Annotated in this window: 12 protein-coding genes; 3 read left to right on the top strand and 9 right to left on the bottom strand. The window is 41.8% G+C overall.

What is annotated here, in order from left to right; genetic code table 11:
- Positions 1 to 60 precede the first annotated feature (60 nt).
- Positions 61 to 2112, top strand: coding sequence for a penicillin-binding protein 2 (locus F8L24_RS09310; protein ID WP_294954959.1), 2052 nt, complete (start codon positions 61 to 63; stop codon positions 2110 to 2112).
- A 2-nt stretch (positions 2113 to 2114) separates the two neighbouring features.
- On the opposite strand, the gene F8L24_RS09305 is transcribed toward F8L24_RS09310, so the two are convergent.
- The 5 genes from F8L24_RS09305 to F8L24_RS09285 all read right to left on the bottom strand — a co-directional run bounded on the left by F8L24_RS09305 (position 2115) and on the right by F8L24_RS09285 (position 9690).
- Positions 2115 to 2942, bottom strand: coding sequence for a hypothetical protein (locus F8L24_RS09305; protein WP_294954957.1), 828 nt, complete (start codon positions 2940 to 2942; stop codon positions 2115 to 2117).
- A 100-nt stretch (positions 2943 to 3042) separates the two neighbouring features.
- Positions 3043 to 4890 carry a hypothetical protein gene (locus F8L24_RS09300; RefSeq protein ID WP_294954955.1) on the bottom strand — a complete coding sequence of 616 codons (1848 nt, stop codon included), beginning with the start codon at positions 4888 to 4890 and terminating at the stop codon, positions 3043 to 3045.
- The gene (locus F8L24_RS09295; protein WP_294954952.1) at positions 4891 to 6783 is read right to left on the bottom strand and encodes a cell envelope integrity protein TolA; all 1893 of its coding nucleotides are present in this window, start codon (positions 6781 to 6783) and stop codon (positions 4891 to 4893) included. It abuts the gene before it with no gap.
- Between the two features lie 3 nt (positions 6784 to 6786).
- Entirely contained in the window at positions 6787 to 8646 is a 1860-nt protein-coding gene (locus F8L24_RS09290) for a hypothetical protein (RefSeq protein ID WP_294954950.1), read from the bottom strand.
- 21 nt (positions 8647 to 8667) lie between these two features.
- Positions 8668 to 9690, bottom strand: coding sequence for a hypothetical protein (locus F8L24_RS09285; protein WP_294954948.1), 1023 nt, complete (start codon positions 9688 to 9690; stop codon positions 8668 to 8670).
- 305 nt (positions 9691 to 9995) lie between these two features.
- Here F8L24_RS09285 and F8L24_RS09280 point away from each other — a divergent pair, with 305 nt between their 5' ends.
- On the top strand, positions 9996 to 10814 hold the full coding sequence (locus tag F8L24_RS09280) for a peptidoglycan-binding protein (protein WP_294954945.1): 819 nt from the start codon (positions 9996 to 9998) through the stop codon (positions 10812 to 10814).
- A gap of 6 nt (positions 10815 to 10820) precedes the next feature.
- Here F8L24_RS09280 and panC read toward each other — a convergent pair whose 3' ends face one another.
- On the bottom strand, positions 10821 to 11645 hold the full coding sequence (gene panC, locus F8L24_RS09275) for a pantoate--beta-alanine ligase (RefSeq protein ID WP_294954942.1): 825 nt from the start codon (positions 11643 to 11645) through the stop codon (positions 10821 to 10823).
- A 182-nt stretch (positions 11646 to 11827) separates the two neighbouring features.
- Here panC and prfB point away from each other — a divergent pair, with 182 nt between their 5' ends.
- On the top strand, positions 11828 to 12922 hold the full coding sequence (prfB, locus tag F8L24_RS09270) for a peptide chain release factor 2 (RefSeq protein WP_294954939.1): 1095 nt from the start codon (positions 11828 to 11830) through the stop codon (positions 12920 to 12922).
- A gap of 53 nt (positions 12923 to 12975) precedes the next feature.
- On the opposite strand, the gene F8L24_RS09265 is transcribed toward prfB, so the two are convergent.
- The 3 genes from F8L24_RS09265 to F8L24_RS09255 form a co-directional block, all read right to left on the bottom strand.
- Positions 12976 to 13119, bottom strand: a complete 144-nt coding sequence (locus F8L24_RS09265) for a hypothetical protein (RefSeq protein ID WP_294954935.1) — start codon at positions 13117 to 13119, stop codon at positions 12976 to 12978.
- Entirely contained in the window at positions 13116 to 13766 is a 651-nt protein-coding gene (locus F8L24_RS09260) for an ABC transporter ATP-binding protein (RefSeq protein WP_294954932.1), read from the bottom strand. The genes F8L24_RS09265 and F8L24_RS09260 overlap by 4 nt, the downstream gene beginning before the upstream one ends.
- A gap of 161 nt (positions 13767 to 13927) precedes the next feature.
- On the bottom strand, positions 13928 to 14460 hold a 533-nt coding region (locus F8L24_RS09255; RefSeq protein WP_294954929.1), incomplete at its 5' end, for a linear amide C-N hydrolase.

Genomic DNA, 14460 nt, shown 5'->3' with positions numbered 1-14460 from the left:
AGTATTTTAACGAATTTAATAGATAACTTTGTTAAAATTGCATATCATCCGGGGAAATTAATGAACAAAAATAGAGAAAATCTGGCACTTCACCAAAGAAAGAACAAAATCAGCTTTCTTTTTATACTGCTTGTTATTGCCATGGCTATCTTTCTTGCTTCCGTACTGAAGACCATTCTTTCCGAAAGACGTATTCCCAGTCAAAACAGTGTCATACATGACCGTTCGCTGCGTGGCAACATCATTTCTGCTGACGACTATACACTCAGTCGCTCCCAGAAAACCTACCAGGCTGTGATACGCGGTGCGAGTATAGACCCTAAAAAACGTGAAGCCTTCGTCAGACTTTTCAGTATTTACAGCGGTATCCCTGAAGCTGAAGTCCTCAAAAAATTCAAAGATAAAAAAGGCCGGGATATTAAAGGCAATATCGTACTTTCAAGAAATATCACATTCAAGCCTGCCATGCAGCTGAAAGAACTTGCCTACAAGCTGAGAAGACTCGGTGCCTTCAAAACCATCAAAACAAAATCCGGTATCGAAGTCCTTTACGGGCTGGACATCATTGAGAACGGGGAGAGCAGAGAATTTCCGCTTGCAGATGTTCTCAGTCCCGTATTGGGATATGTAAGAAAAAAAGATGTCGGACGATATACAAGACCGGTAGGGATCAAGGGGCTGGAACGAAAATATGAAAAACATATCACTTCCAAAAAAGACGGTTATTTCAAAGGCAAAAGAGACGTTGTCGCTTCGGTCATTCATGACAAGAACAGTATAAAAAGTGAACGTGTTGATGGTCTCGACCTGCATCTGAACATTCCACTTGCCTTTCAGAGACGCGTTGAGCTAATGATCGACAAAATGAAAAAGAGTATCGATGCCGATGAAATTCTGGTTGGTGTTATGGAGAGCCGCACCGGGAAAGTCCTTGCACTGGCCAGTACCGAACGTTATGATCCCGAACATATCAGAAACAAAGATGTACCCAAACTTGACCCGAAATTTTCCGAATATGCCTACGAACCAGGCTCAGTGATCAAACCGCTTTCCCTTGCGGTTGCACTGGATCACAGGGTAGTCACCCCCGATACCTGGTTCAATACCCACAACGGCCGTCTCCAGATAGGCAAACGGCGCTGGATCAGCGATGACGAGAAATTCGATGCACTTACTGCCACCGATATTATCGTCCACTCTTCCAACGTGGGAATTTCCCAGATCGCATGGAGACTGACGGGACAGGAATTCAGGGACGGGCTCATCAAATTCGGCCTCTCCCGACCCTCGGGGCTTGATCTCTCACGCGATGTTCCCGGAAAGATCAAACCGCTTCGTCTCCTCAATAACAATATGCACCGTGCCAATTCCTCCTACGGCTACGGTATGCTCGTTACCTTTGCCCAGCTTTTCAAAGCCTACTCTGCCTTCAACAATGACGGTATCGCTGTAACGCCGCGTATCGTCGATTATCTTGAAGATGCAAAAGGCAGTCATTATACCCTTGATCCAAGCGTAGGGGACCTCCATGCCGTAGGGAAAAAAGCAGCCAGACAGATACACAATATCCTGCTTGAAGTGGTCAAGCGCGGTACAGGTGTCAAGGCGCAGTATCCCGGCTTGGAGATCGGCGGGAAAACAGGTACTGCCCACATTGCCAGGCACGGTCATTACGTCAGAGAATACCACAGCAGTTTTTACGGTTTTGCCAATGACAAAAAAGGACATAAATATACCATCGGGGTACTGGTGATCAAAGCGAAGAAATACCACAAATATTTTGCTTCCCAGTCAGCGGTACCGACGTTCAGACGTATTGTGGACATTCTGGTAGAACTTGACTACCTTAAACCCGAAGGCGGCATACTCGACTCTCTTGCACCAATCAAAATAGAGAAACCCAAAGAAGAAGAAAACAATACTGTTTCAAACGGCAAGGAAAGGAAAAACCCTTCGATAAACGATCTTTTCAAACTAAAGCCCAAAGCAAAGAAAAAACCGAAGACCGCTGCAAAACCAAAAATAAAAAAGAGACCAAAACCAAAATCTCCGACCAAGCGGCCGGCCAAAAAAGAGATCATCCAGGAAATGTCGGCAGAAGATCTTTTCTAAGTCTATCGATGGACTTGAATATCAATACCCACCAGTTTCCATTTTCCATTCTCCGGAAAATAACTGTTTTCAAAATAGACCACTGCCGGAGAAGTCGGATAATGGCCTTTAACCGTAATCTCTCCATACTTTCCCACTTCCGGCTTTTGATCCAGCTGTGGTACGATATCTTTCAGTACGGTCAGATCAAGCCCCGCTTTGTAAAATGAATCAAAGATTTTATCGAGCTGCTTGATGCTGGTCTGTTTTTTCCATACATCTGCACTGTATTCATACAGCTTTTTCATACTTTTATCATTGACACTGTTAGCAAATACCATGACACTTTCCTGAACCAGTGCTTTGATCTCCTTGTCAGAAGGCAGTGTCTTTTTCTGCCCGGAAACAGATGGTTGAACCTGTTGGACTTTCTTGCTGGTATCCGTTGTTTGTTCCGTTCCTATGCCTCCGGCACGTTTATAGATAGAATAAATCTGCCACTGGCCGTCGGTATTCTTGACAAATTCTATCGTCAAGGGGATCACACTGCCGCTTTGTGTTGCAATCGACCCTTCCAGTTTTCCCATATTTCCTTCAAAAGAGCGGTTATTCCAGCTTGCACTTTTATACTCTGTTAAAGCATTTTTCTCAAGAAAATTCTTCAATTGTTCTTCTGAAACAGATTTTTTAAAATCTTCCGAAAGCATATTGTAGGCATCGTTATAATGTTTTGTTTTGGCATGGGTGAAAAATGTATTGGCCACATCTGTCATTCCGGAGGTGGCATACATTATAACGGCAATGAACAAGACTATCAGTACAACAACCGTTCCCAATATTTTTTTCCACATGATATTTCCTCTTTTTAAAATTTATCTTTATTAAGATTTTTCAAAAAATCACCTAAATTTTCTCCTCTTTATATCATCTTTACACTTGCCAGTATACCTCCTAATCTATTTTTTTAGCCCCATCTTTTTTCTCATCTCCTTCATCCTCCTTCTCCGTCATATCAAGCGCCTCATTAGTAATCTTATTGATATCTCCGCTCATAACGCCCTCTTTGATATTTTTGATATGCTCTGCTGTTCCTTGGATACTATTATAATCATCGTTGAGCTTGCTGAATGTCTTTTTAAATATTCTTTTACCAAAGGAGAAGCTGACTTCATTTCCTTTTTTGTCATACACTTTTTGGTAGGCATTGACTTTTTTGAGCTGTTTACCGTTTTTATCGTAGTAGATTTCGTCGGGTTTGAGTTTTAGTCCTTTTTTACTGTGGTATTGTTTGTACTCTTCTGCTTTCTCTTTAGCAACACCTGCCCAGTCATTGCTAAGCTCATTGGCTTTCTTTTCTATAAAGTCATCAGCCACTTTGCTCAGACCTCCTTTGGAGTAACTGTCTATGGCGTCGTAGCTGTTTTCCTGAAGGTCGACTATTTTATTGCCTATTTTCAACGGGTCAATTTCTGAGTCTATTCGTGCAAGGACTTTGTTGACAGTAAGGGATGTCTCTTTAACGGTATTGAGATATTTCTCTTTCTTGCCGAGTTCTTTTGCTTTGCTTGTCTGATACTCTGCATCTGCCTGGAGTTTTATCTGCTTTGAGTCATAAAACTGCTTTCTTATGGCATTTTTGATTCTTTTTGCTTTTTGCGTATCTGCAGTTTTAGCAAGTGCTTCTACTTTTTTATGGGCGGCTCTTTGGGTTTCGTAGTCATCACCGAATCTATCTATGATCTTATGTGCCTTTTCTATTTCTACCTGTTTGGCTCTTCGCTCTGCCTGATCTTTTGCAATGCTGTCATTGGAAGCTTTATCTTCTTTTTCCCAAATCTCTCTTGCCTTTTGCCTTTCAGCTTCCTGGCTTTTAATGAACGAGATATTAGACTGTCTCTCTTCTTCGTTCCAGGCATCGAGTCTCTTTTGATACGCCTCTTCTTCTTTGGCTTCCTGCTCGGCTGCTTTGGCATCGGCTTCTTCCTCTTCTTTTATCTTTGCATTGTAGGCTTTGGCTTCGCAGTACTCTTTCCAGGCGTCGTCTATGGGTGGGGTGCAGGGGTTTGTTTTTGGTTGTGGTGTCTCTTCTGTTTGTTTACCTATCGAAACACCTGCTTCAGTTGTGAGATCTATTTTTGGAGTGACGGCTGACTGCTCTTGGATTGTCTTGGGTTCTTCCGGAATATCTTGGATAGGGGTTTGGGAGGATTGAAGTTCTCCTACTGGAAGTTGGAGGAGGAAATGTTGCTTATATTGATAGCTATTGGCATTATATTTATTTGTTTTTAGGGTAGCATCATCCCAAGCATTAGTTAAATGTCCATTTTTATCTCTTTTTCTAATGTAATGATAGTCAACAGAGTGATCTTTAATGGAAGAGATAACTATATGCAGTAATCCTTCACTATTTGCTCTACCATTCAGCTTTCTAGTATAGGCGGTCTTGAGACAAATAAGATTTTTATTTTCATAGCAGTACCTAATAGATTTCCACTTATATTTTCCCTTTAATATACCATTTTTAAAAGTACCACTAGCCATACCCCAAATATAGTCTCCTTGCCCATATTGTGTATGTTTTTGATCTATATATGTAAAATTTATTCCATCAAAATGGAAAATTTTTGGACGGTGCTCTTCTATTTTGTTACCGTTTATTTTTTTATTATTTTTAGTAACCCATTCTTTAGAGACCTTAACATCAAACTTCTTCGGCAAATTCAACTGCACCTCTTCGGCCAAAAGCGCAGCGCTCAATAAAAGAAAACAAATTATTATAGCCTTCATCACATACTCCAACTATTTCCTAAGTACTTTCCCAGCTAAATCAATAGCCCCACCGACGATGCCGGTAGTTGTACTCCAAATATTCAACACAGTATTGACCTTTTTATTCGCGTCACCTTTTTTAAAATCTTTTTCGGACTGGGCTATGAAAGGTTGGGTAGATAGTACTTTTCTTTTTACTGAAAAGGTAATATTTTTTCCTTTCTTATCGAAATATCTTTCATTGGCTTTGATACGCTTCACCAGGTAACCGTTTTTGTCATAAACTTTCATACCTTCGGGAACCAAAGCTCCTTTTTTTGTATGGAGTTGGGCACTATGATATATCTGATCAACACTATCGCCTCCCAAATTGAATGTTTTGTCATTGGCAGTATCTTTTACCACACTGACTACCGCACCGGTTAAACCATCTTTTGAGTAAGCACCGATAGCGTTAATAGCCTTCTCTGTCGTACCTGCAACAAATTCAACATGCTTAACGGTTTCCTTGATCGCTTCTCCTTCGATACCTTCAAGTTCACCTACAGCTTTAATTTCAGGAACGGCGACCATCGCTATCACTTTTTCCGCATTAACAGCTGTATCTCTTATGGTTTCTGCTCTTTTTGCACTTTTGCCTAGTTCATCGCCTACATTGTTATAAAACTCTGCTTCTCCCTGTAGTCTCGTCTGTCTTGAGTCATAAAATCTTTTTCTAACGGCGTTTTTAATTCTTTTTGCCTGTTTTGCATCGGCGGTTTGGGCAAGGTAATCTATCTTTTTATGAGCCTCACTCTGGGTCGCATAATCACCACCGAATCTATCTATGATTTTATGTGCCTTTTCTATCTCTGCCTGTTTGGCTCTTCGCTCTGCCTGATCTTTTGCGATGCTCTCATTGAAAGCTTTGTCTTCTTCTTGCCAGATCTTATCTGCTTTTTCTCTTTCTGCTTCCTGACTTTTAATGAAGGCTATATTGGATTGTCTCTCTTCTTCGTTCCAGGCATCGAGTCTTTTTTGATACTCTTCTTCCTCTTTGGCTTCCTGCTCGGCTGCTTTGGTGTCTGCTTCCTCTTGCTGTTTTATCTTTGCATTATAGGCTTTGGCTTCGCAGTATTCTTTCCAAGCATCGTCTATGGGTGGGGTGCAGGGGTTTTGTTGTTTTGTTAGTGTGGGTTCTTCTATTTGGTTTTCTGGTGAAACGCCTGCTTCGGCTGTGAGATCTGTTTTTGGGATGATGACTGGCTGCTTTTGGATTGGTTCTGGTTCTGCTTGAGGGTCTGGGATGAAGGTTTGAGAGGATTGGGATTGGTTTATAGGCAGTTGAAATGAAAAGAGTAAAGTATAATTAGGAGTTGGATCCATACCATAGCATGGAACAAGTGGACCAAACCAAACTTTCTTCTTGTCTCTGTTCCATCCACCTTCTTTATTTGTTAAGCATTCAAGATATTTTATTGAAATTAGTTTTATCTTGGCTTGCCCACTATAATTACTTTTGCCAGTAATTTTAAATTTGACAACCTCTTTATCTATTAATGTTTGAGGACAAGTAGCAATTCCTGTGGCACTCATATACCCAAGATTTTTTCGAATGGCAAATCCTTCAAATACCCCATTATGAAAACTTCCACTTCCCTCTAAGGATATATAGCGATCTAGAGTATAAATAATATTACCCTCAACTGTACCTGTTGGAGCATCATCATGTATATATTTATGTCTTGGTTGATAAAGTCTAAAATGATCACCATTAACATGCAAAATGATATCAGGAATTTTTTTTATAGAACCTATTCCTGGAAATGGTTTTACGGGAATACTAACATCAAACCTCTCCGGCAAATTCAACTGTACCTCTTCAGCTAAAAGAACGGCACTCAACAAAATAAAACCAATTATTATAGATTTCATAGTATACACCAACTATCTCCTGATCGCTTTTCCAACTAAATCAACAGCTGTGCCGACAATGTCGGTAGTCGTACCCCATACATCCATGAATGTGTTTACCTTTTTATTGACATCCCCTTTTTTAAAATCATCTTCAGATCTTGCTATAAAGGATTTGGTGGTCAGTACTTTTCGTTTGACAGAAAAACTGATATCCTTTCCTTTCTTATCGAAATATCTTTTATTGGCTTTAATGCGCTTTACCAGGTAACCGTTTTTGTCATAGACTTTCATACCTTCAGGAACCATGGCTCCTTTTTTGGTATGGAGTTGAGTGCTATGGAATATCATATCAACACTGTTACTGCCCATATTAAAGGTTTTACTGTTTACACCATCTTTTACAACACTTACCAATGCACCTTCCCAGCCATCTTTCTGGGCTGCATCTATGGCGTTTGTCGCGCTTTCATGTACTTGTGCTATTCCTTCTATGAGAGCTCCGCCGTATACTGTGGCTAATACTTTATTTGCCGTAACGGCTGTATCTCTAACAGTTTCCAATCTTTTTGCACGTTTGTCCAACTCTTTGGCTCTATTTGCCTGGAACTCTGCATCTGCTTGCAGTTTTATCTGCTTTGAGTCGTAAAACTGTTTTCTGATGGCATTTTTGATTTTCTTTGCTTTTTGCGTATCTGCACTTTTGGCGAGTGCTTCTACTTTTTTATGGGCAGCTCTTTGGGTTTCATAATCATCACCGAATCTGTCTATGATATCGTGAGCCTTTTTTATCTCTGCCTGTTTGGCTTTTCGTTTTGCCTGCTCTTTGGCAATGCTGTCATTGAAGGTTTTATCTTCTTTATCCCAAATCTCTTTTACTTTTTTTATTTCTGCCTTTCGGCTTTTGACAAATTTTATATTTGACTGCCTCTGCTCTTCATTCCAGGCAGCGAGTCTCTTTTGATACGCCTCTTCTTCTTTGGCATCCTGCTCAGCTGCTTTGGCATCTGCTTCTTCTTGCTCTTTTATCTTTGCATTGTAGGCTTTGGCTTCGCAGTACTCTTGCCAGGCATCGTCTATGGGTGGGGTGCAGGGGTCTTGTTCTTTTTGTGGTTGTTGTGGTTGGACCGGTTGTTCTTGGGTGTCTGTGTTGAGGGTTACTTTATCGTCTTGTGGTGAAATATTAGTATTAGCTTGTGGTTGGATTGGTTCGGGTTCATTGGGGATGGGCTCTGTTTGGGTACTTGTTTGAGAACTAATTTCAGCTAGTATATTCAAATCATATGTTGCTTTAATTGGCGTAATTGCAGGATGTATTAACTTCCATTTCCCTGTAACTTTATAAAGACCTGTGTCACTTATATATTCTGTATAATTTGTATAATATTTTTTCTTGGTATAGTGTTGTTTGACAAATATTTTATCTCCTTTTATCTCTCCCTCTATCTCTCCCTTTTCAGAATCTTTATATTCGCTAAATGTGCTCGGAATAGTATATTTCGTATTATATTCCCATACATTGCTGTAATGAGTAAATGAACCTTTAATTAGTCCATCTTTAGTATAAGTACCTTCCAACTTTAGAATTACATAGTCCTTGGCATAAGCACCATTTTTTCGTGGAAATGCCTTTTGGGAACTATTGACATATTTACAATTCAAATAAAATTTTCCATTGACAAAATGAATAATACGACAGGACTCGGGTTGTGGATCGTGTTCATAAAATTCTTTATCATACTTTATAGGATAATTTCCATTTGTAGAATAATAATGCCCTTTCATTATCTTCGCATCAAATCTCTCCGGCAAATTCAACTGCACCTCTTCTGCCCAAAGAAAAAAAGGCACAAAAAGAAAAACTACAAAGAGCATTTTTATTCTATCGCCCATTATAACTCTTCCTTTCATTCATTACTTCGGACACGACTCAACCGTCCAAAAAGAATAAGAGGCAAGTAAAGAAAGAAATTTGCTGACTTCCAAGCCTTCTTTGTTTGTCACAAGAACGACATCATACATATATTTCCCATCAAATATAAGTGTGTGCAACTCAAAAATATCTACTCTGCCTTTGCTATGATGAAACATAATACGACCTGCCATTAAATCAGGCATTGCATACACTTTTGGCTCAAGCACAATTTTGCCGCCTTTGGATAACAAATCTTTTTTTATTAGCTCAGCCGCTACCAAAACATTCTCTTGGAGTGAATGTTTTTTAATAAAAGATTTGTCTATTGGAATTTCCAATAGCATATAAACCGTTACGGCTCCTTTTTGGGGATCGGCAAGATGCAGAAATTCACCCTGAGCAAGACCTTTTTTGCTGATCCATCCGCTTGGAGCCAGCAGGCTGAAACGTTTTTGCCTGTCGTGAAAGCGCCTGAGACGCATAGCAGACAGCACATCTTTCGGCAAAGGAACTTGTGCAAGCATATCTTTAATCAACAGCTCATTGTCTGCCGAAGTAGGCTTGATACATTCACCTTTTGTGGCCTGTGATTTTGTTTTGGATGGCACTATGGTAAACGAAGTACGGGCTATCACATGTCCCAGTGCGGAAATAGCTACAAAATATTTCCCTTCGGACAGTGAGGTGTCTTTGGGTATGACAATCGCCGAATAGATAAACCTTGAACCGCTTATGGTTGTCTTGTACCGGTAAAGCACTTCTTTGTGCTGTCCATTATAATAATACCACTTGACAGTAAACTGTGTCGGGGGAAAAATATTGTACACCTTTGCAGAGGCGTAAATGCGTCTGATCCCGGTATCGAAGGTAGTAGCGACACCGACTGCCTTGCTCTTGTTGCTGTCTACACTACGTGAAGTGTGAAATTCTGAAACTTTGATCTCTGATGCCTGAAGCCAAGCACTGAAGATCATCATCCATAAGAGATATATTGAAATTTTACGCCATGGAAAATAACCCATTTTGCCCTCCTTTTTTTTATTATACCCCTAAAATGGTGTAAAAATCAATCTATCAGACCCTCTCTCTCGAACTATAAAATCTGCAGTCCTTGCAATGCTATTTTCTATCGAAAAATTTGGGGACAAACATTTGCCTATTGTTTAAACCATTATGGATGGATACTTTGAACATTTTAAACATTCTATTTCCTGTTTTGGGATTTTTATCAAAATCTTAAGGTTTATATCTTAGAATTGATATAGAAGAGTTTTCAAATAACTGTCGATAACTCAGAATTTATCTCATTCCCAGGGAGGAAAAGAATATGATCAAAATAAAAAGTGTATCGGTTCTTGTATCAGCTTTGCTTCTGACAAGTACTGTTTCCTATGCAAATTTCGGAGATGCTGTCGTAGGCGGGCTGGTGGGAGGTGCTGTCGGTTCGGTGATCACCAACGAAGTATACAACAGCAACCGGCATGAAACCCGCAGAACAACGCATCATCGTACCCATAAATCAACAAAAAGAAAAAAGCAACACCATGCTGCCCCGAGAATGACCGATGAGAAACGCATACAAAAAGCCCTTGCAGGCCTGGGTTTCTACCATGGTACGATCGATGGAGAAGTCAATTCCTATGAAACACGTTCCGCGATCAAGGAGATGAACAAAGCCTATGAGATCAGCCAAAGTGCTGCAATGAGCAATGAAGAGAAAGATGCACTGATTTATCTTGGAACATTGTTCACATTTGACAGATATCTGATTGCCGGAGGAAACGATAAGAAAACCAAAGGCAAAAGAATTCAGACCGCGCTTAAGATCGAAGGCTATTACCACGGAAAGATAGATGGTGCCGTGGGGAGAGGAACAAAATCTTCCATCGCCCAATACAAAAGCAACAATGCGATGGGCTATGGGGACACTTTGAATTTTGAAGAAGAGTACCGGCTTGTGAATGATGCCAAACACAAAAATGATAAAAATATAGATGACACCATCCACTCTCTCAAAACGATGGGAAGCGGCAGATACCAGCCGGAACAGCAACCTTCTGTTCTCAAACTTCAGGTTCCGGGAGAAACACCCCAGTCTACTCCCGCACCGGACAATAGCCAAACACCAAAAGGCGGATGGGAATAAGCCGGGCTAAATCCAGATATTGTCGATCAGCCTGGGCTTGCCCACCCAGGCAGCAACCAGAATGATCGTATTGCCGATCTCTATTTCTTCCAAAGCGTTAAAGGCCCTGTCAACGATCGCAACATACTCTACTTTGTCTGCTTCATCCAGCACAGTGCGCATCTCTTTCCGAATGACGGAAACAGTCAATTCTCCCGCCATCACCATTTTGCTTGCACGCTTAAGTGCATGAGAAAGACAGAGCGCACGTTCTTTTTCTTCTGCGGAGAGATAGACATTGCGCGAGCTAAGCGCCAGCCCCTTTTCATCGCGGACGATCTCGCAGGGAATGATCTGTACATCCATAAAGTAGTTTTTAACCATTTGCGCTATGAGCACAAGCTGCTGTGCATCTTTTTTTCCAAAGTAGGCACGTGTCGCTCCGGAAAGATTCAGCAGTTTCATCACGACCTGAAGCATCCCGTCAAAGTGCCCGGGACGTTTTTCTCCTTCCAGAATATACCCGCGTATTGCCGGTGCACCGATACAAAGTTCGTCTTTCTCATACATTTGTCCAATTGCCGGCATAAAGACAATATCCACCCCGGCCACTTCACATATCTTTATGTCGGCCTCTTCTCTTCTCGGATAGGCATCAAGATCTTCGCCTTCAAGAAACTGTGTCGGATTGACAAAGATCGAAACAATAAGATGATCATTTTCCTTTTTGGCCTGCTGAATGAGTGAGAGGTGTCCCTGATGCAGGGCTCCCATAGTTGGAACAAACCCAATACTGCCGGATAGTCCTTTTTTTGCCTCTTGCATCTCTTTGATTGTACGCACAATTATCATCTCTAACCCTCTATTTTGTAATATTTTGTTAAAATGATAACAAAATATTACTGTAGGGTGTTGTCCCCTGACAACACGAAAAGCCTATTTTTCATTGTACCATTATTGCTTTGGTGCTGTGAGGGCAACCGAAGGAAGTGCCTGTGGTGCACAGCACCCTACAAGAGAAAAGGAACTTTTTCGTGGATATATACGAATACGGCGAACTGCTCAAAAACCTCTCCAAAAAAATGGAGAATATCACCAATATCGTCAAACCGGACGAACTCCGGAACCGTCTCAGTGAGATCGAGCAGATGCAGCAGGATCCCGACTTCTGGAACGATACGGAGAATGCAGGGAAAATCTCGCAGGAAAAAACCCGTACCGAACGGATATTGGAAACGTACAACAATGCCAACGATGCAGTGAACGATGCGATCGAGTATTTTGAAATGGCCAAAGCAGAGAAAGACGAAGAGACGCTTGAAATGCTTTTTGAAGATGCTGACTCGCTGAACGAAAGGATCAATGCCCTTGAAGTCCAAATGATGCTAAGCAGTGAACATGACAGCAACAATGCCATCGTCAGCATACACCCCGGAGCAGGCGGTACAGAGAGTCAGGACTGGGCAAGCATGCTTTACCGTATGTACCTGCGCTGGGCGGAGCGTCACGGTTTTAAGGTTGAAGTGCTGGACTACCAGCCGGGCGAAGAAGCAGGCATCAAAGATGTCTCTTTCATCATCAAGGGTGAAAATGCCTACGGCTATCTCAAAGTGGAGAACGGCATTCACCGTTTGGTACGTATCAGTCCTTTTGACTCCAATGCCAAGCGACACACTTCATTTACCTCTGTCATGGTCTCCCCGGAGATCGACGACGATATCGATATCGAGATAGAGGACAAAGACCTGCGTATCGATACATACAGAGCTTCGGGTGCAGGCGGCCAGCACGTCAACAAAACCGAATCAGCCATCCGTATTACTCATGAGCCTACAGGTATTGTCGTACAGTGCCAAAATGACCGAAGCCAGCACAAGAACAAATCTGCCGCCATGAAGATGCTCAAGTCACGCCTCTACGAATATGAAATGGCAAAAAAGCAGGCAGAGATAGACGGCATCGAAAAATCCGATATCGGCTGGGGGCATCAGATACGTTCATATGTGATGCAGCCCTACCAGCAGGTCAAAGATACAAGATCTAATCAGGCATTCACCAATGTAGATGCTATTTTGGACGGAGATATCGACAAGCTGCTTGAAGGGGTATTGATCTCGCAGGCACAATAAACTTTTTGTCTACCTTTTGTGCTGCGTACCCCCAAGGACATTTTTTGTGGGTATTACGCACCCTTGTCCTCTTCCTTTTTTTCTTTTTCATCCAGTTTCAGCCATCTGGAAAGGGTTTTGGTGATGACTATGGCAGAAACAAATGCCAGCAGTATCATGGAAACTGTATACAGCGCATGCATAATATCTATTTTCATCTCTGTCTCTCCAGTACTTTATTTTCAAGCCGGTAAAGCATATCACATCGTGCCGATATGCTTTCGTCATGGGTTACAAGGACCAGGGCGGCATCATGTTCTCTTGTATACGCTGCCAGCACATCCATAACCAGTTCGGCTGTTTCATTGTCCAGGTTTCCGGTAGGTTCATCGGCAAAAATGATACGGGGTTTTTTACTCAGTACCCGGGCAATGGAAACTCTCTGCTGTTCACCTCCTGAAAGCTCGGAAGTTTTGTGTGCCATAAGATGGTCGATCTTCAGCTTTTTAAGAATGTCATAATCAATATCCTCACCCGAAAGTGTTGTCGCCACATCGATATTTTCCAGTGCGCTCATTCCTTTGAAAAGGTAGTGAAACTGAAAAATAATCCCTACATCATAGCGCCTGAGCGATTCGATCTCATTATCACCCAATGTATAGAGGTCATGTCCAAACAGAGTTACCTTTCCATGATCAGGCTGCAAAAAGGTAGAAAAAATATGCAGGAGGGTTGATTTACCGCTGCCGCTCCGCCCGACAATAGCGATACACTGCTTTGCTGCAATGCTGAAATGGATGTCTGAAAACAGCAGATAGTCAAAACTATGGGAGATACCCGTGGCTTCCAGTAAAGGTTGGGACATCGTATGCACCTTTTTGTGAATTGGGGTATTTTAACATAAATTGACAATGAGTTATGTGTGGCTGAAGGATTGTTGTCGGTTCTGAATGGATAAAAAGCGTTGATGTATATATGACACCGTATATACGGACGGTTTCATCCTGCCAAGAAACCACCCTGCCGCTATTGCGGTTTAGCGTACCGGATCGGTTCGCTTTTTTTGAATGCTTTTGTCACATTGCCGCTCAGTGTATAGTCCTCCAGGTTCAGCCTTTTAACCCCGGAACCTTTTGAGAAATCAAACACTTTCATCTTGACCCACACGACATTTGGGGCAACTGTCGATTCATAAAATGCAATCAGATTGCTCTGGTCGTTCACTGTACGCCATTGTGTCATGGAGATATTTGGCTTGTGGGGGTCAGGATCGCCGAATGGCGAGGAGGTGTTTCTCAGTACCGACATCATTGACGCCACAGCTTCCCGATAATTTTTTGGCTTTGGCAGCATTTTATTGTAGTACTTTGCGCGAACAAAACGGTCGGCTGAACGTCGTGTCCCCGGCAAAAAAGTATTTCCTCCTATTTCACTCCAGTATTCATAGAGCGCCAGCTGTTTTTCAAAGACAGGCGAATTGGTCATGACATCATACTCTTTTGAATGGTGAATCACGGTTTTACCGTCCAAAAACTCGATAATGGCTGAATCCCCGGTCG

Origin of the sequence: Sulfurovum sp., from assembly GCF_015493435.1 — a bacterium.
Classification (GTDB): Bacteria; Campylobacterota; Campylobacteria; order Campylobacterales; family Sulfurovaceae; genus Sulfurovum.
This window is presented reverse-complemented; position numbering and strand designations above follow the sequence as displayed.

Bases quoted from the DNA above. Each gene is read 5' to 3' on its own strand.
- F8L24_RS09310 (WP_294954959.1), top strand. From the start codon at position 61: ATGAACAAAAATAGAGAAAATCTGGCACTTCACCAAAGAAAGAACAAA.
- F8L24_RS09305 (WP_294954957.1), bottom strand. From the start codon at position 2,942: ATGTGGAAAAAAATATTGGGAACGGTTGTTGTACTGATAGTCTTGTTC.
- F8L24_RS09290 (WP_294954950.1), bottom strand. From the start codon at position 8,646: ATGGGCGATAGAATAAAAATGCTCTTTGTAGTTTTTCTTTTTGTGCCT.
- F8L24_RS09285 (WP_294954948.1), bottom strand. From the start codon at position 9,690: ATGGGTTATTTTCCATGGCGTAAAATTTCAATATATCTCTTATGGATG.
- F8L24_RS09280 (WP_294954945.1), top strand. From the start codon at position 9,996: ATGATCAAAATAAAAAGTGTATCGGTTCTTGTATCAGCTTTGCTTCTG.
- panC (WP_294954942.1), bottom strand. From the start codon at position 11,645: ATGATAATTGTGCGTACAATCAAAGAGATGCAAGAGGCAAAAAAAGGA.
- F8L24_RS09265 (WP_294954935.1), bottom strand. From the start codon at position 13,119: ATGAAAATAGATATTATGCATGCGCTGTATACAGTTTCCATGATACTG.
- F8L24_RS09260 (WP_294954932.1), bottom strand. From the start codon at position 13,766: ATGTCCCAACCTTTACTGGAAGCCACGGGTATCTCCCATAGTTTTGAC.